Genomic DNA, 17,825 nt, shown 5'->3' on the forward strand with positions numbered 1-17,825 from the left:
CCCCCTGTTGGCGTGCGTGCACCAATCCTGCCAACGGGGGGAGAGACGCCATGATCCGCGCTTCCGCGCTCGCGCTCGCGTTGCTGGCCTCGACGGCCGGCCTCGCCGGCGCCCAGACCTACGGCAACGGCGGTCGCTACACCGATGGCGCGGCGGCGGTCGCCCCGGGCTATTCGGTGACGGCGCTGCAGCGTGCCCTGCAGCGGGCGGGGTACGACATCGGCCAGCCCGACGGCGCCATGGGTGCCCGCACCCGTGCGGCCATCACCGCCTACCAGCGTGACAACGGCCTGCCGGTCACCGGCGAGCCGAGCCCGCAGCTCTACGCCCGGCTCACCGGCGGGATGGCGCCCTCGGCCGGCGCCACCGGCGGCTACGGACAGCCCGTGCCTTCCGGCTCCGCCCTGGGGGGCGACGACCTCGTCGCCGACGTGCAGCTGGCGCTGCGGCAGCGGGGCTACGGCGTGCGCGAGGTGACGGGCTCGCTCGACGCCGAGACCCGCGCCGCCATCCGCGCCTACCAGCGCGACGCCGGGCTGGCGGTCACCGGCGAGCCCGACCGGCGGCTGCTGGCGGCGCTGGAGGGTGGCGACGCCCGCCGCGGCACCGCCGGGCGGGACGGTCAGGGCGACGGCCGGCGCCGGGACGACTTCGCCTTCGAGATCGAACAGCGCCTGCAGGACAAGGGCTTCACGGTCGGGCCGGTGGACGGCGAGATCGACGCCCAGACGACGGCGGCGATCCGCCAGTACCAGGAGCTGCGCGGCTTCACCGCCACCGGCGAGCCCAGCCGCCAACTGCTGGCCGACCTGCGCGCCTCCAACGCCACCGCCGGACCGACGACGCCCGAGGGGCTGGCCGGCAGCCTGCTGCGCGGCTTCGGCCGCCAGTTCCAGCAGCCGGGCCAGTAAGCGGCCTTGCCGGGGACGGGCGGCCGCGCGTAAACCGCTGGCGTCGAGCGGTTGCTGCGGGAGCCCGTCCATGGTGCCGAAGATCGTCGTCCTCACCGAGCCCCGCTACACGGTCGTCCTGCTCGCCCTGATCGAGCACATCGACCCGCGGGCGACGGTGCGCTTCCTGACCAGCGCCGCCGACCTGCGCGCCTGGTTCGCCGCGGAACCGCCGGCCCCGTCACAGCCGGTGCGGCTGATCGCCTTCTTCACCGACGTCGTGGTGCCGCCGGAGGTCCTCGACGGGATCGGCGGCCCCGCCTACAATTTCCATCCCGGACCGCCGTCCTACCCCGGCCGCTATCCCCTGGCGATGGCGCTCTACGACGGCGCCCGCCGCTTCGGGGCGACCTTGCACGTCATGACGCCGCGCGTGGACAGCGGTCCCATCGTCGGCGTCGTCGAGTTCGACGTGCAGGAGGGGGCCGACCTGGACTGGCTCAACGCCCGCACCTACAAGGCGGCGTTGCGGCTGTTCCAGCACTTCGGCCCGGCCTTGGTGCGCTCGCCGGCCCCCCTGCCCACCCTGGAGCGCGCGTGGTCGGACCGGCGCTCCACCGCGCGGACCCGCGAGCGCCTGTGCGAGATCCCTCCCGACATCGCCGCCGACGAGCTCGAGCGCCGCCTGCGCGCCTTCTCGCTGATCGAGCCCCGGCCCTTCCGCATGACCCTGCACGGCCGCCGCTTCCGCCTGGTGCCGGAGGACGACGGCCGCTGAGGAGGCGCTGGCGGCGGCTCGATTGCCTCGCCACCCTGCCGTGCGGCACGGCGGGAGAGGGAGGCAGGGGGCGGGGTGGGGCAGATCCACGATCTCATCCGGGAGCACGGGGTCGAGGCCGCCCGGACCATGGCGGCGGACGCCGACCGGCCCTTGGTCGATCTGGCGGCCGAGGCGCTGACCTTCGACCGCCGCGAGATCGCCTACCTCTATTCCGGATTGGCCCAGACTCCGCTGCCGCACCGCCGGCCGGCCGACGCGGCGGTGGTCTGGCGGTGCCGGCAGGGGCCGTACTCGCTGAGCGTCGAGCCGTCTCCCGGTTCGCCGCCTTCCGCCGGCGTGCCCTACGGCAGCCGCGGCCGCCTCATGCTGCTGTATCTGCAGACCGAGGCGATGCGCACCGGCTCGCCCGAGGTCCGGCTCGGGCATTCCCTGCGCGATTGGATGCGGCGGATGGGCGTCGCCTCGGGCGGCAGCAGCTACGCCGCCGTCCGCGACCAGGCCGAGCGCTTGGCGGCGTGCGTGCTGCGGGTCGGCTGGGCGCCCGCCGCCGCCGGCGACCCGCGTCCCGCCGGCGTCGTCGATGTCCCGCTGCTGGCGCCATGCGCCGGGCGGCGCGGCGCCTGGGGCGAGACGGTCCGCCTGTCGGACGCCTTCTTCGAGACGCTGCGGCGGCACCCGCTGCCGGTGTCGGCGCGGGCGGTGCGGGCGGTCCAGAACTCCAGCGCCGTGATCGACGCCTACGTCTGGCTGTGCCACCGCTTGGGCACCGTCAGCAAGCCGGTCGACGAGCCGTGGGCCGGGCTGCACCGCCAGTTCGGCGCCGAGTACAGGGAGATCCGGCAGTTCCGCGCCAAGTTCGCGGCGGCCCTGCGGGAGGCGCTGGCCGTCTATCCCGGCGCCAACGTCGAGATCCGCGGCGACGGCGTGCGGCTGCTTCCCTCGTCCCCGGCGGTCGGCGTGCGGCGGCTCCTCGTCGTCGGCCACCCCGTCGGGGCCGCGCGATGGCCGGGGCTCTGAGTCACCCCGCCTTGAGGGCCAGCAGGCCCATCTTCAGCAGCCAGGCGACGCTGTGCTGCACCTTGGCGGCGTCGCCCGGGGCCAGCCCCTCGATCTCGCCGAGGGTCAGCGTGCCGGCCGCGCCGACCCGGTCGAGGAGGGCGCGCAGGGCGCCGTCGTCGAGCTGCCAGTAGCGGGCGAAGCTGTTGATCTCCACCGAGCGCAACCGCGCCAGGCGCGCCGGCGCCTCGGCGTCGGCCAGCGCCAGCACGCTGTCGGCGCCCAGGCTGGCGCTGGCGAAGTTGGCGAAGAGGGTGAACGGGTCCTGGTGCAGCGGGTAGGACGGGTGGGGGATCCCCGCCCCGGCGCGGCGCACCTCGGCCAGCTCGGCCCACAGCGCCCGGAACTGGGCCGCCACCACCGGCCAGTCGTAGACGGTGCGCGCCCGTTCCCGGCCGGCCGCGCCGAGGCGGCCGCGCAGCCCGGCGTCCTCGGCGAGGCGGGCGAAGGCGTCGGCGGCCGCCGCGACGTCGACGGCGATGGCCTGGCTCACCGCGCCGACGTAGTTCTGGTAGCTCATGAGCTGGGCGGCGTGCGGGCGGACGATGTCGATGCCGCTGCCCGGCGGCGGCACGACGGTGGGGATGCGGAAGCCGACCGTGCCGTGGGGCACGGTGTCCTTGTAGCCGTCCCAGTCGCTGACCACGACCGGCAGACCGGCGGCCATCGCCTCGACCGGGGCGAGGCCGAAGGTTTCCTGGACATTGTCCACCAGCGAGGTGAAGACGTCGGCGGCGAACCAGATGTGGGCGCGCACGTCGGGGTCGTTGCCGTCGACGAAGTGGACGGCGACCGTGGGCGCCACGCCGGCCGCCAGCTTGGCGTACTGGCCGCGGTGCGCCTCGTGGGGGAACCAGCCGGCGAACACCAGGTGCAACCGCCGCCCGGTGCGCCTGGCGGCCGCCTCGGCGGCGGCCAGGGTGGCGAAGGGGTGCATCTTCTCGAAGAAGGACAGCCGGCCCATCCACAGCAGCACCACGTCGTCCTCGGCGACGCCGAGCTTGGCGCGCCAGGCGCGGCCGCGGGCCTGGCGCTCCGGCGTCGCCGCGAAGGCGGCGCAGTCGACGCCCAGCGGGATCACCGGCAGCCGGGGCAGCGGCGTGCGGGCGCCGCCGAAACGGGCGCGGTAGTAGTCGCCCCAGCCCTCCAGCAGGTCGGTGGTGGTGCGCAGCACGGCCGAGGAGGTGCAGACCAGGGCGTCCCACGGCTGCACCGGTGCGGTCAGCACCCTCGACAGCACCTCCTGGGTGGCCGGCGGCGCCAGCGTGTGGATCAGGCCGCACAGGCTGTAGGCGGTGGCCTGCTCCGGCCGGCGCTGCCAGGCGAAGTGGTAGATGTTGGGCTGGCCGTGCATCAGCACGTCGACGCCCGGCGTCTGCGGGATCTGCTCCGGGCGCAGGACGGCGAGGCGGGCCGCGGTGGCGGCGTCGAGGCCGAACTGCTGGGCGACGGCCTGGGGGGTGCGGCGGTCGAGCGTGCAGAAGCGCTGCGGCCGGCCGGCGCCGTCGGCGAGCTGGGCGGCGACCAGGGCGCGGATCAGCCCGGCGTTGGCGACGTCCTTGCCGAACAGGCGGGGACCGGTGTTGCTGGTGCCCTCGGTCAGGAAGATGGCGGCGTCGTGCATGGCTGGACCGGCGGCTGGGGGAGGATGGGCCGGCCGTTTTCGCTTGGCCGGTGCGGCGCGACCCGCTAAGCGTACGAGTCGGAGCGAGGAACTAGCAGGAAGGCGCCGTCTTGAGCAATCCCGTGCGTGTCGGCGTGCTCGGCTGCGGCCGGGTTTCGCAGCGCTATCTCGAAGTGTTCCGCGACGAGCTGGCGGGGGAGACGCAGGTGGTCGCCTGCGCCGATCTGGTGGGCGACAAGGCCGGGCGGTTCGCCGCCGCGCTGGGCGCGCGGGTGGTCGACGGGATCGACGGGATCGCCGCCGAGCGGCCCGATCTGGTGTGCGTGCTGACCGAATCCGGCAACCACGCGCGCCATGCCCTGGCGCTGATCGAGCGCGGCCTCAACGTCGTGGTGGAGAAGCCGGTGGCGCTGCGCCCCGACGACGCGCTGGCCATGCGCGACGCGGCGGCGGCGCGCGGGGTGATCTGCGCGGTGGTGAAGCAGAACCGCTACAACCCGGCGATGCGCTTCCTGCGCGGCGCGGTGGACGCCGGGCGGTTCGGCCGCCTCGTGCTGGCCGGCGTGCGCGTCCACTGGTGCCGCACCCAGGCCTACTACGACGATCCCTGGCACGGGCGCTGGTCGATGGACGGCGGCGTGCTGGCGCAGCAGGCGATCCACCACCTCGACGCCCTGCAGTGGATCGCCGGCCCGGTGGCGGCGGTGTGCGCCCACGGCGAGGCGGTGCTCAACCGCCTGGAGGCGGAGGACACGGCGGTGGCGGCGGTGCGCTTCGCGTCGGGCGCCATGGGCACCATCGAGGCGACGACCTCGGCCCGCCCGCGCGACGTCGAGGCCTCGCTCCACGTCGTCGGCGAGGGGGCGCTGGCGAAGATCGGCGGCATCGCCCTGAACCGCATCGAGACCTGGGAGCCGGTGGCGCCGGAACCCGGGGATGCCGGCGTGCCGGAGCGCCATTCCCAGGAGGTGCCGAGCGGCTACGGCCTCGGCCACGGCCCCTATCTGCGCGGCGTGATCGAGACGCTGCGGGCCGGCCGCACCGACGTGCCGGTGGGGGTGGACGAGGGCATGGGCGCGCTGCGCCTGCTGCACGCGCTCTACGCCAGCATGGAACGGGGGGGCTGGGTGTCGCTGGCCGACGGCCCGGTGTCGACGCGCCTTGGCCTCTGACGACCGGCTGGCGGCCGGGCGGGCGGCCTTCGCCGCGGGACGGTGGGGCGAGGCGGCGGCGCTGTTTCGGCTGGCGATCGCCGCCGATCCGGCGTCCATGGCGGGTTGGGCCAACCTGGCCGGCGCTTCGCGTCGGATCGGCGGGGCGGCGGAGTGCGTCGCCGAATCGGCGTTGCGCCGCGCTCTGGCGGTCGAGCCGACACGGGCGGAACTGCATTTCAATCTCGGCAATCTGCTGCGGGCCGGCGGTCGGAGCGAGGCGGCGGTCGAGCCGTTGCGTCGGGCGCTGGCGATCCGCCCCGATCTGGTCGAAGCGCTGGTCACCCTCGGTCTGTGCGCGCACGAGTCGGGACGGGCCGGTTCCGCCGTCCGGGCCGTGCGCCGAGCGCTGGTGGTCCATCCGGAGCATATGGAGGCCCGGGTCAATTTCGCCGCGTTGTTGACGGCCGCCGGTTGCGCGCCGGACGCGGTGGAGGCGTCGGCAGAGGCGTTGCGTCTGCGTCCCGAGGATGCCGGCCCATGGCGGGATCGCGCCGTCGCCTTCCTCATGCTCGGGCGAAGCGACGAGGCGCAGAGGGCTTTGGAGCGCAGTGCGGCGCTCGATCCCGCGGCAGGCATCACGTGGTTCCGGATGGCTCAGGTGCCGCCCGAGACCGCGCGCGGGAAGAGGATTGCCCTGCTGCGCCGTGCCGTTCGGCTGGACCCGGCGGACGTCGACGCGGGCAGGGACCTGAGCGGCCACCTCATGGCGGATCTCCGGCGGCCAGGCGCGCTGGCGGTCGCCCGTCAGGCCGTCGCGCATCGGCCGGACGCGCTTCGGCTGCTGGAATGGTTGGGTGATATGTCCAACCGGGCCGGCCGGCCCGAAGACGGCGAACGCTGGGGCCGCCGGGTGCTCCGGTTCGAAGGCGACAACCCGAAAGCTTACGCCGTACTGATGGTGGCGTTGCGGGACCGTGGCCGCATGGACGCGGCGCGGAGCGTGTCGCAGCAAGCGCTCGCCCTGTGGCCGGACGACCAGCGCGTGCTGGTTAACGTCGCCGTCATGGCCGTCGAGAGATCGGACTGGCTCGCCGTCGAAAGGCTGACGCGCCGCGCCCTGCATCTCGACCCCTCCCGTGGGCCGGTGCACTACATCCTGGCCCTGGCGCTGCGCGGTCAAGGACGGACCGCCGAGGCCCTGCGGTCCTTTGACGACGGGGTTCGCCTGGCGCCGGAGATGCCGCGCGAACGTTTCAACCGCGCCGCCGCGATCCTCGCGTCCGGCGATCTGGAGCGCGGTCTGGAGGAATACGAGTGGCGCTGGCACCTCGCCGACTTTCCTGCGGGCCGCCGTCTGCTGCCGCAGCCGAGCTTCCCGTTTCCCGTGTGGCAGGGAGAGGCGCTGTCCGGTCGCCGGCTCCTGGTCTGGGGCGAGCAGGGAGTCGGCGACGAGATCTGGGACGCCGGCAATCTGCCGGCGGTCCTGCGTCGCGCCGCCGGCTGCATCGTCGAGTGCGAACCCCGGCTGGTGCCGCTCTTCCGCCGATCCTTCCCGGCCGCCACCGTCGTGGAACGGACCGCCCCGCCCGACCCGCGCACCGCCCGGGCCGACGTCCAGTGCCCCATGGGCAGTCTGTTGCGTCATGTCCGACCGCTGGAGGGCCTGCCCCCGCCCGGCTACCTGTGCCCGGACGCCGATCTCACGGCGCGGCTGCGGGCCCGCTACCGGCGTGACGGCCGGCCGGTGGTCGGGATTTCCTGGCGCAGCCGCAAGCCGGTGGTGCATCGCTCCTTCGCGGCGCCACTGGGGCACTGGGCGCCGATCCTGTCGCTGGCCGGCGCGAACATCCTCAGCCTCCAGTACGGGGACGTGTCTGACGACGTGGCGGAGATCCGCCATGCGCTCGGCATCGACATCCAGGTCGATGCCGACATAGACGCCCTGAGCGACCTCGATGCCTTCGCCGCTCAGGTGGCCGCGTGCGACGTGGTGGTTTCGATCGCCAATGCCACGGTCCCCATGGCGCATGCGGTCGGGCGCCCTGCGGTGGCCGTGCTGCGTCACGACCAGGACGATTGGCGCTACGGGGGCGGCTGCCCGCGGCCGCCGCCCTATCCGCTTGTGAGGACCGTGCGGCAGTGCGCCACAGGAGACTGGGCCGTCGCCCTGCAGTGCGCCGCCGAGCTGGCGGCCGATGTGCTGTCAGGTCGCGGGACCTGCGACTGATGCCGTCCGGATTTTCGCGGATCGTCGTTGGCGTCCACTCACCGGCCGGATCGGCTCGGTCCACATGGTGCGGCAAGCGCCGCTGCAACATGTGCTCCTTCCGCAACACCGTAATTCAACCTGCGGCGACGCGGCAATTTCGGATATTACGGGTTGCGAGCCGCGCTTGCGTGCGGGGTTGGGGCACTGTACAAGGAATGCGCCTCGTGCTCCTTGGCCGGCAAGGGCACGGGGCTCGTGAATTGATGGGGGCGAAGATGGAGATTGGATCATTGAGTTCCCGTTGGAGCTGACCGGTGATTCAGCCCCCCAACAATACTCGCAATAGCTTCGAAGCTTACGGGAGTTGAAAGAAATGTCGAACATCACGGGTACCACGTCGAGCGAAAACCTTACCGGGACCTCGGGTACCGATACCATCACTGGCTTGGCTGGTTCTGACTCGATCACCGGTGCCGACGGCGCCGACATCATCTACGGCAACCAGGGCAGCGATCTGATTTCTGCCGGTGCGGGCGCCGACACGGTCTTCGGCGGCCAGGACGGCGACACCATCAGCGGCGACAGCAGCGGTGACCTGCTCTACGGCCAGATTGGGAACGACGCCGTCTATGCCGGCGCCGATGCCGACACGGTCTTCGGCGGCCAGGGCAACGACACCCTGTTCGGCGAGGACGGCGACGACCTGCTGTACGGCAACCTCGGTGACGATCAGCTGATCGGCAGCGACGGTGCCGACACCCTGTTCGGCGCCGACGGCAACGACGTGCTGCTCGGCGGCACGGGCAACGACGTCCTGTACGGCGAACTCGGTGCCGACACGCTGTCGGGCGACGCCGGTGCGGACACGCTGTTCGGCGGTCAGGGCAACGACAGCCTGATCGGCGACGCCGGTGCCGACCTCCTGTATGGCCAGCTCGGTGCGGACACCCTGAACGGTGGCGACGGCAACGACACGCTGTTCGGCGGCCAGGGCAACGACCTTCTGGCGGGCGGCTCGGCTGCCGACCTGCTGTACGGCAACCTGGGTGCTGACACGCTGAGCGGCGGTGCCGACAACGACACGCTGTTCGGCGGCGACGGCAACGACGTGGTGTCGGGCGAGGCCGGTGCCGATCTGCTGTACGGCGACGCCGGTGCCGACACGATGATCGGCGGCGACGGTACCGACACGCTGTTCGGTGGCGACGGCAACGACGCGCTGTCGGGTGACATCGGTGCCGACGTCCTGTACGGCGAGGCTGGTGACGACGTCCTGGCGTTCGGCGCCAGCGCGCTCAGCACCGTGGCCTACGGCGGTGAGGGCAACGATAGCTTCTCCGTCACCGCCGGTGGCTCGGCCACGTTCGTCCTGTACGGCGATGCCGGTGCCGACACCATCGCCGGTGGCTCGCTCGCCGACACGATCTTCGGTGGCGACGGCAACGACATCATCTCCGGCTCCGACGGTGCGGACATCCTGTCCGGCGGCGGCGGCGACGATTCCCTCGTTGGCGGCAGTGCCGCGGACGTGATGTACGGCGGTGACGGCAACGACACGCTCGTTGGCGGCGGCGCCTCCGACGACGACGCGATGTACGCCGGCGACGGCGCCGATCGCTTCGTGTTTGCGTCCGGTGGTCTCAGCGCCGGTGTGGGAACCGCGGGCAACATCTTCGGTTTCCAGGACGGCCAGGACGTGATCAAGCTGTCGAACTTCGGTTCGGTCGCCGCGTACGTCGCCAGCGGCACGACGTTCGATACGACCACCATCCCGACGGTCATCTTCGCCTCGGCCGGCGCCAACGGGGTGACGGCATTCGTTCACGCCAACGGCACCTATCTGACGCTGCACATCGAGGGCGTCACGACCCTCGACATCAACGACTTCTCGTTCTGATCCCGCAAGGGTCGCGAGAAACGGGGGGCGCCCTTCGGGGCGCCCCTTTCTTTTTATCTATGCCGAATGGAGCTGAGCGCACCACCCGTTTCGTGTTCTGCGCTACTATGGGGACCGCAATGCCCACAGTGGGCGGCATGAGAGCGTGATATGACCTTGCTGAACAACATGGCTTCGAGCGACGAGTCCAAACTTGAACTGGCGCGCCGAGCGCTGCGGTCTGGGGATATCGGACAGGCCGAGAACTTGGTCCGAGATGTTCTCCGAGCCGATTCACGGTCCGTCGCGGCGCTCAATCTGCTTGGAAACGTCGACATCCGACGGGGGCGACCGCTTGACGCGGTTCGATCGTTCGCCGCGGCCGCCGCGTCCGATGATGGCCCCATGTCGGCGCTCAATCATGCACAGGCCTGGGACATGGCTGGCGACCACCGTCGAGCCGTGGCTCTGTACCAAGCGCTCCTTGAACGCTTCCCGGATCATCCGACCGCGCGCCAACGTCTCGTCAAGGCCCTGTTCGCCGTTGGCGACAGCGAACGTGTGGTGGCATCCCTCGACCATCGGCCGGTGGATGCACTGCGGGACGCCGAGTCCTGCACCTACGCGGCAATCTGCCATTTCCAAAGGTCACAGGAGCGGCGTGGCGAGGCGTTCCTCGAGCGCGCTCTTGCCATAGATCCCACCTTCGTCACCGCCGCGCTGTTGAAGGCGGCACGGCTGGTGGCCAACGGCCGGTACGCCGAGACCGTAGCGCTGCTGGAGCCTTTGCCGGAGGGCGGATCCGACGACGCCGAGGTCCACATGACCCTCGGGAGGGCGCTGAAGGGGCTGGGGCGTGACAGCGATGCCCTGCCGCATTTCCTGACGGCGGCAAGGGCGCCGAGCCTGGCTTCCTTGGCCGCCCGCGAAGCGGGCCTGATTCTGCACGGTTCGGGGCGGCACCGAGAGGCGGTCGAGCACCTGCAACTGGCCCATCAGGCCGACCCGGGCAACATCGCGCTTGCCGAACGGCTGATCGAGTCCTTGCTGGCCGTTAGGCACGGCCGTGAGGTCTTTCCGGTCGTCCGCGCCGTTCTCAACGGCAGCGAGCCTGACATTGCGGTCTGGAACGGTTTCGCCATCCACGCGAAGACCGCGGGCGACAAGGAACTGTCGGTCCGGATACTGCGCGCCGCCCTTCTGCGCGACCCGGCGAACGCCACGCTGCTCTACAACGCCGGCATCACGCTTAACGAACTGTCGTTGGCGGAAGAGGCGGAGACGCTGCTTCTCCGGGCGGTCCGGCTGTCGCCCAGCTATGCCAAGGCTTGGAACGCACTCAGCGTTTCCCTGTCGATACAGTTCCGTTTCGACGAGAGCGAGGCCGCCGCCCGGACCTCGTTGCGGCTGAAAGGCGACAACCGCGCGGCATGGCTCAACCTCGCCGTCGTGCTGCGCGCCCAGGCCCGTTTCGTCGAGTCCGTTGCCGCCTTCCGCAAGGCGCTGGAGATCGACGCAAAGTACGGCGAGGCGAACTACAATCTCGCCTACACGTTGCTCATGGTCGGTGAACTGCAGGAAGGTTTCCGCCAGTACGATTGGCGCTTCGCCATGCCCGACTTCCCCTCCCCCAAGCGGCCTTACCGGCAACGGGAGTGGACCGGCCAGGATCTCGCGGATTCGGGCATCGTCGTCTACATGGAACAGGGCATGGGCGATGAGATCATGTTCTCGTGGTATCTGCACCACCTGAAGGGGCGGGCGGGGCGCATCGTCGTCGAATGCGATCATCGCCTGATCGCGCTGTTCGAGCGGAGTTTCCCCGACATCACCTTCGTGCCCCGCACCAAAGCGCCCGATCCCCGGGCGGTGGCGCCGCACATCACGTACAAGGTGCCGGTCGGCCACTTGCCGAAGTTCTTCTGCATCGAGACCCGCGAGCACATCCACCGCACCTGCCATGTCGTGGGCCGGCCCTATGTGCGCGGCGAGCCTTATCTGCAGGTCGATCCCGAACGTCGTGCCCATTGGGCCGCATGGCTGAAGGAGCGGGCCGGCGGCCGGCCCCTGGTCGGCACGTCCTGGCGCAGCGCCCGGCATTCGCGGGCACGCGACCTGCAGTACCTGGAGCCTGCGGAAATCTCCCGCGCCTTCGGCAGCGGCGTGGCCGTCGTCAACCTTCAGTATTCAACGGCCGACGAGGAGTTGGAGGAGTTCGGGCGCCTGAGCGCGCAGCACGGATTTCCCTTCATCCATCCCGAGGGCATCGATCTCAAGGACGATCTGGACGACGTGATGGCGCTGATCGCCGCGCTGGATCTCGTGATCACACCGCTGATCTCCGTCGCCTGGATGGCCGGTGCCCTGGGGGTGCCAACCTGGGTGTTCCGGACGTCGGAGGTGTCGCGGATCTGGCAGCAGCTCGGCATGCCCTACGTCCCGTGGTGCCCGAGCATGCGGCTGTTCTTCCGCCATCCTTTGGAACCGTGGAAGCGACCGCTCGCCACGGTGCGGGGCGAGGTGGAGGCTTGGCTCGCGTCGCGCTGACCGGTCAGCGCCACTGTTCGGCGAGCGCGGTGGCGACCTCCTCCAGCGGGGGCCGCCATTCGCCGAGCTTCCGTTGGCGGAAGAGACGGGCGGTCGGGTACCATGGCGTGTCCGTCCGGTCGCTCAACCACCGCCAGTCGGCCTGCGCCGCGAGCAGGATCCAGACCGGCTTGCCGAGCGCTCCCGCGAGATGGGCGACGGACGTGTCCACCGCGATCACCAGATCGAGCTGGGCGATGACGGATGCGGTCGCGGCGAAGTCGCTGAGAGCGGACCCGAGCTCCACCAGCCGGGAATCGCCCACCGGATCGCCCTTTTGCAAGGCGTAGAAGTCGACGCCGGGCACGTCCAGGAGGCGTGAGAACGTCGGGAAGGGAATGCTGCGCCAACCGTCGCGAAGGTGTCGGGGATTGCCCGCCCACACCACGCCGACGCGAGGCTTTCCACGGTCCGGCACGATGACGGCGGGTTCCGCTGGCGGACGGAGGTAGGGAACGGCCGCCGGAATCGTGTCGGGCGTGGTTCCGAAGCGGGCCGGCAAGCTCATCATCATCTCGGCCGCATCGAAGTGGCGCAGCCGTCCCACGACGACCTCGGCGACGCCGTCTGCCGTTCGAAGCAGGCGGGCGAGCGACGGCTGGCAATTGACGACGACCCTGGCTCCGCGTTCCGCCAGCAGGGCGGCGTAGCGGACGAACTGGATCGTGTCGCCGATCCCCTGCTCGGCCATCAGAGCGATCGTCCGGCCGTCCGTCGCCGCGCCATCCCAGACGGCGATCCCGGCTGTCTCCATGACGCGCAGGAACTCGCGCCGGACCTGGCGCTCGTCGTAATGGGCGAAGCCTGCGTCCCAGGCGCCGGCCTGCATCAGGGCCAGGGCGAGGCCCATGTGCATCGGTTCCTCTCCCGGAGAGAGGTTCAATGCACGATGGTAGGCGCCGATGGCCCCGGCCTGGTCACCGAAGGCGCGCCGTGCGTTGCCCAGGTTCAACCACAGCTTTGCCGAATGGGGGCGCTGCGCCACGGCGGTGTGGAGCAGGGACACCGCCTCTTCGAACCGATAGAGCTGCTGCAGGGCACGGGCCCCTTCCGCCAAAGCCGGAACGCAGTCGGGACGCGCACGGATGATCTGCCTGTACAAATCCGCGGCGCGCTTGAAGTTGCGCCCGGCCATGGTGCGCTTGCCGAGCGCCAGGGCCTCCTGCAAGGAGTAGGACCGGACGGACGGAGAGGTCACAGCGCCGTCTCGTCGTGCCAGAACTCCAGGAGCTCGCGCTCCATCCGCGCGATGCCATAGCGTTCGGCCGTGGCCCGCCCGGCGGCATAGCGGCGTGCCGTTTCGGCATCCTGGCGCTCGCAGACCTCCATGGCACGCGCCAGCGCATCCGTGCAGCCGGTCCAATCCTCGGCGGCGCACCAGAAGCCGTTGTCGTCGGTGGCGAATTCATCGCCGCCTCCGCCCGTGAATCCGGCCACCAGGCAACCCGCGGCCATCGCCTCCAGGGGGGGCAGACCGAATCCCTCCATACGGCCGAGCGCCAGGAATACGGCCGACTCGCCCAGGACGCGTGCGACCTCGTGACGGGGCACGCCGTCGATGGAGGTCCATGGAACGCGAGCGTAGCGAGGGTGCCGACGCCGGAACGTCTCGCGCAGGAAGTTGGCCTCCACCGGCATCTTCCGGGGCATGACGGCGATCTGCCGACGTTTGACCTTGGCCGGCCGGAAGAGCGCCGTGTCGATGCCGTTGTGAACGACCGGCACCCGCGTGTAGCCCAGCACCGTCCGCACATAGTCGGCGATCACCTCGCCGCAGCAGAACACCGTGGACACGCCGTAGTGATCGTAGCTGCCGCCGCGGCCGAACCCGTAGTAGATGTAGTGGTGGTTCTGACAGAACACCACCTTGCGTCCGGGCTTGTCGGCCATGGCGGCCAGCACGTCGTTCCACGGTTCGGGTATGACCAGGACGTCGCTCGCCGTGGGGACGAACTGGTCCGTCATGGCAAGCGTCGGGACTCCCGTGTCGAAGTAGTCGGGGCGCATGTCGCGCCGAACGAGCAACGCCGCATCGAAGCCGTTCCGGACGAGGATGCGGACATGCTCCCGGGCGATGATCGTCCCGCCGGTCGGTTTCTCCGGGTTGTCGGTGACGTACAGGATGCGGCGCGCCGCCATAAGGATTCCGGGCTCGTGGTCGTGGCTGGACTCGGTTGCGCTGAAGCCGTCCGGGATCAGGGCTCCCGCAACGCCAGCTCGAAGCTCTGGATCAGCGGGCTCAACCAATAGGTCAGCAGCGTCCGCTCACCCACCGAGATGATCGCCGTGGCCGGCATGCCCGACGTCAGTTCGACGTCCGGCAGGATGTGATCCTTGGAGTCCGCGTCGAGCTTGATCAGTGCCCGATAGTACGGCTGGCCGGTCACCTGGTCGGCTATGGCGTCGGCCGATATCGAGTAGAGGGACGCCTTGATGGGATGGGTGTAACGCTGGCTGAAGGCGGTCAGGCGAACCTGGACTTCCGCGCCGACGACGACGTTGTCGATGTCGCGGGGGCTCACCTTGGCTTCGACGATGAGTTCGTCGTCCTCCGGCACGATGTCCATCAGCGGCTGGCCGCCATTGACCACGCCGCCCACGGTGTGGATCTTCAGGTCGACCACGCGGCCCGACCGCGGCGCGACGATCTCGAGGCGCTTGAGGGTGTCCTCGGCGATGACCCGGCGCTCGCGCAGGTCGTTCAAGGTCACGCCGGTGGCCCGCAACTCGTTGACGACGTCGCGGTCGAACTGCTGGCGCAGGTCGATGACCTGCAGTTCCATCTCGCCGATGCGCTGCTTGCTCCGGGCGATGGTGGCGTCGGTGCTGCTGATCTGGCCTTCCAGGCTGACGACGTTGCGTTCCAACGCCAGCAGCCGGGGCAGCCGTTCCAGGCCCTTGTCGTGCAGTTCGCGCACCCCGGCCGCTTCGCGTTCGATGAGGGCGAGTTGCTTCACCAGCGACTCCCGCTGACCGTGGAAGGCCTCGATCTCCGTCCGGGTCTGGGCGACGCGCTCGCGCAGGATGCTGATCTGGCCCTCCAGGGTGGTCCGGCGGCTTTCGAACAGGTTGCGCTGCGCCTGGATCATGTCGGCGACTTCCGGCTCGTCCTTCCGCGCCAGGACATCGTCCGGGATCTCCATGGCGCTCAGACGGTCCCGTTCGGCGACCAGGCGGGCTTCCTGGATGCGGGCGGCGTCGTACTGGTTCTGAACCATGTCGAGTTCCGCCTCCGCCCGCACGCGGTCCAGGCGCACGACGACGTCGCCCGCGTTGACGTGGTCGCCTTCGCCGACCAGGATCTCCGACACCACCCCGGGGGCGGCCGGCTGCACCGTCTTGCGGGCGGAGTCCACACGCAGACCGCCCTGCGCTATGACGGCGCTTCCCAGCGGGACCGCCGCGGCCCACGTGCCAAATCCACCGAAGAACAGCAGGATGATCAGATAGCCGATGCGGCTGGCGCGGCGCCACGGGGGCGGCTCCGTGAGGACGGCGCTTCCCGTCGTCGGCGCCAGCGTGCGGCCGTCGACGGTGGCCGGCATGCCGGCGGCTCCCAGGGTCAGGCTGCGGCTCATGATCGGTTACCCATTCGCCTGCTTGGAAATCATGGTGACGTTCGGAGCGGTGCGCTGACCGGTGATCAACGGCAGGATCTGGTCGCGCTCGCCCAGGCGCTGGATGGTGCCGTTCTGCAGCACGAGCACCTTGTCGGCCACCGAGAGGATGCTCGGACGATGGGCGATGACGATGATGGCCGCCCCGCGTTCCTTGGCCGCCAGGACGGCCTTGAGGAGCGCCTGTTCGCCGGCCGCGTCGAGGCTGGCGTTCGGCTCGTCGAGGATGAGCAGGCGGGGATTGCCGTAGAGCGCCCGGGCCAGGCCGACGCGCTGGCGCTGGCCGCCCGACAGCAGCGCCGCCTGGTCGCCGACGTCGGTGTCATAGCCGCGCGGCATGTGCATGATCATCTCGTGCAGGCCGGCCATTTCGGCGGCGTCGATGATCGCTTCCGGCGTGGCGTCGGGGTCGAGGCGGCAGATGTTGTCGCGCAAGGGACCGCCGAACAGTTCCACGTCCTGCGGCAGGTAGCCCATGTAGCGGCCGAGGTCCTCCGACGGCCACGAGGCCATGTCGGCGCCGTCCAGCCGGACATGGCCCTGGGTCGGGGCCTGAAGGCCGGCGAGCAGATGGGCCAACGTCGACTTGCCCGCCGCGGACGGGCCGACCACCCCCAGCACCTCGCCGGGCTCGACGGAAAAGGAGATGCGCGACAGGACGGGCCGCTCGGCACCGCGCGGGTGGAACCAGACGTTCTCCACCGTCAGGTGCCCCTTGGGGTTCGGCGGCACCACCGTCGAGCGCGGCCGGGAGGCCGTGCGGCGCAGGATCTCCTGCAGGTCATGGTAGTTCTGCTGCGCATCCTTGAGGGCGCGCCAGTTGGAGATGATCTGTTCCAGCGGCATCAGGGCGCGGCCGGCCAGAATGGTTGCCGCCATCATGGCGCCGCCGGTCAGCGTGCTGCCCGGCGTGATGATCTCCAGAGCCGCGGTCGACATGATCCCCATCTGGATCGCCATGCGTGCGTACTTGGAGGTTGCCGCGATGACGGCCGCCCGTCGGCTGGCCGATCCCTGGTCGTTGAGCACCTCGGCGTTGCGCTCGCTCCAGCGGGCGAGCACGGCCGGCGTCATGCCCATGGATTCGACCACGTTGGCGTTGCGCACGGCCGCCTGGACCTGGCGGTTCGCCACGGCGTGGGCACGGTTGGCTCGGGTCAGCGCGGGGCGCGTGATGTAGTTGTTGGCCAGGGTCAACAGGACCAGGACCGCCGAGCCGGCGACCGCAACGATGCCGATCCAGAAATTCAGAATGAACAGCACCGCCAGGAACACCGGAATCCAGGGGGCGTCCATCAGCACGTAAATCTGTTGGCCCGACAGGAACATGCGCAGGGAATTGAGCTTGTTCAACGCATCGGTGCCACGCGGGTTGCCGCGGATCAACGCGTTGGCGATGCAGGCGTTCAACAGGGCCGGGCTGAGCTGCCGTTCGATCCAGGCGCTGAGCTGGATCAGCACGTTCGATCGCGCGACGTCGACGGCGAGCTGGATCAGCAGCGCGAAGTTGGCGATCAGGAACAGGAAGGCCAGGGTCGGCAGGCTGTGGCTGTTCAGCACCCGGTCGAACACCGAGAACATGTAGAGCGGCAGGACCAGGATGAACAGGTTGACGACGAGGCTGAACACGCCGGTCGCCACGAACGCGCTGCGGCAGGCCGCGAACACCTGGCGGATCAGGTCCTCTCCGGCTGGGGCGGCGGCCGGGGCAGGCTTCTTGCCGAACACGCTCATTCTCGTCCGTTCCTGGAAATGGGGATCGCCGGGTGGCTCACGGTCGTCGCATCATACGAAATCGGCGGGGGAAAGGGGCAGGACCTTTCGCGTTGCCAAATAAGATCTGCCCACTTCCGGTCGCGTCCGCCACCCCGGCGGGCGGCCGCACCCCCGAAGGACCCGCCCGGAATCGGCGGGCGCGGCGCGCGCATCGCGCATTGATCGGTTCATGGCCGAGAGTGTATAGCCCTGAGCCGCGTCGGGAACCAGCCGATTCTTTGCGGGCCCCCGGCCCCGCCCCCATCGCGCAACCACG

At 70.5% G+C, this 17,825-nt stretch carries 12 protein-coding genes; 7 read left to right on the top strand and 5 right to left on the bottom strand.

The features are described from left to right. The first annotated feature begins 50 nt into the window (after positions 1–50). The 3 genes from ACSBPG_RS02810 (at position 51) to ACSBPG_RS02820 (ending at position 2,688) form a co-directional block, all read left to right on the top strand. Entirely contained in the window at positions 51–911 is an 861-nt protein-coding gene (locus ACSBPG_RS02810) for a peptidoglycan-binding domain-containing protein (RefSeq protein WP_435535582.1), read from the top strand. Between the two features lie 70 nt (positions 912–981). Further along, on the top strand, positions 982–1,668 hold the full coding sequence (locus ACSBPG_RS02815) for a formyltransferase family protein (RefSeq protein ID WP_435535583.1): 687 nt from the start codon (positions 982–984) through the stop codon (positions 1,666–1,668). A 75-nt stretch (positions 1,669–1,743) separates the two neighbouring features. Then, positions 1,744–2,688, top strand: coding sequence for a replication protein RepA (locus ACSBPG_RS02820; RefSeq protein ID WP_435535584.1), 945 nt, complete (start codon positions 1,744–1,746; stop codon positions 2,686–2,688). A 1-nt stretch (position 2,689) separates the two neighbouring features. Here the strand turns inward: ACSBPG_RS02820 and ACSBPG_RS02825 are convergent, their stop codons facing one another. Further along, positions 2,690–4,351 (bottom strand): glycosyltransferase family 4 protein, encoded by a 1,662-nt coding sequence (locus ACSBPG_RS02825; protein WP_435535585.1) that lies wholly within the window; start codon positions 4,349–4,351, stop codon positions 2,690–2,692. A gap of 110 nt (positions 4,352–4,461) precedes the next feature. Between ACSBPG_RS02825 and ACSBPG_RS02830 the strand changes: the two genes are divergently transcribed. The 4 genes from ACSBPG_RS02830 to ACSBPG_RS02845 all read left to right on the top strand — a co-directional run bounded on the left by ACSBPG_RS02830 (position 4,462) and on the right by ACSBPG_RS02845 (position 12,137). Continuing rightward, entirely contained in the window at positions 4,462–5,523 is a 1,062-nt protein-coding gene (locus tag ACSBPG_RS02830; RefSeq protein ID WP_435535586.1) for a Gfo/Idh/MocA family protein, read from the top strand. Continuing rightward, on the top strand, positions 5,513–7,732 hold the full coding sequence (locus tag ACSBPG_RS02835) for a tetratricopeptide repeat protein (RefSeq protein WP_435535587.1): 2,220 nt from the start codon (positions 5,513–5,515) through the stop codon (positions 7,730–7,732). Before ACSBPG_RS02830 ends, ACSBPG_RS02835 begins: the two co-directional genes overlap by 11 nt. A gap of 355 nt (positions 7,733–8,087) precedes the next feature. Beyond that, positions 8,088–9,611, top strand: a complete 1,524-nt coding sequence (locus ACSBPG_RS02840) for a calcium-binding protein (protein WP_435535588.1) — start codon at positions 8,088–8,090, stop codon at positions 9,609–9,611. Between the two features lie 150 nt (positions 9,612–9,761). Continuing rightward, the gene (locus ACSBPG_RS02845; RefSeq protein WP_435535589.1) at positions 9,762–12,137 is read left to right on the top strand and encodes a tetratricopeptide repeat protein; all 2,376 of its coding nucleotides are present in this window, start codon (positions 9,762–9,764) and stop codon (positions 12,135–12,137) included. A gap of 4 nt (positions 12,138–12,141) precedes the next feature. On the opposite strand, the gene ACSBPG_RS02850 is transcribed toward ACSBPG_RS02845, so the two are convergent. Genes ACSBPG_RS02850 through ACSBPG_RS02865 form a run of 4 tightly spaced genes read right to left on the bottom strand, consistent with a single transcriptional unit; the run spans position 12,142 to position 17,527 of the window. Beyond that, a complete protein-coding gene (locus ACSBPG_RS02850; protein ID WP_435535590.1) occupies positions 12,142–13,344 on the bottom strand; it encodes a tetratricopeptide repeat protein in 1,203 nt (400 codons plus the stop codon). Positions 13,345–13,370: 26 nt separating this feature from the next. Next, positions 13,371–14,315, bottom strand: coding sequence for a glycosyltransferase family 4 protein (locus ACSBPG_RS02855; protein ID WP_435535591.1), 945 nt, complete (start codon positions 14,313–14,315; stop codon positions 13,371–13,373). Positions 14,316–14,371: 56 nt separating this feature from the next. Next, positions 14,372–15,754: an HlyD family type I secretion periplasmic adaptor subunit gene (locus tag ACSBPG_RS02860; protein ID WP_435535592.1), complete on the bottom strand. Its 1,383-nt coding sequence runs from the start codon at positions 15,752–15,754 to the stop codon at positions 14,372–14,374. Between the two features lie 6 nt (positions 15,755–15,760). Continuing rightward, positions 15,761–17,527: a type I secretion system permease/ATPase gene (locus ACSBPG_RS02865; RefSeq protein ID WP_435535593.1), complete on the bottom strand. Its 1,767-nt coding sequence runs from the start codon at positions 17,525–17,527 to the stop codon at positions 15,761–15,763. Positions 17,528–17,825: the final 298 nt, after the last annotated feature.

Origin of the sequence: Azospirillum sp. ST 5-10, from assembly GCF_051225715.1 — a bacterium.
GTDB lineage: Bacteria > Pseudomonadota > Alphaproteobacteria > Azospirillales > Azospirillaceae > Azospirillum.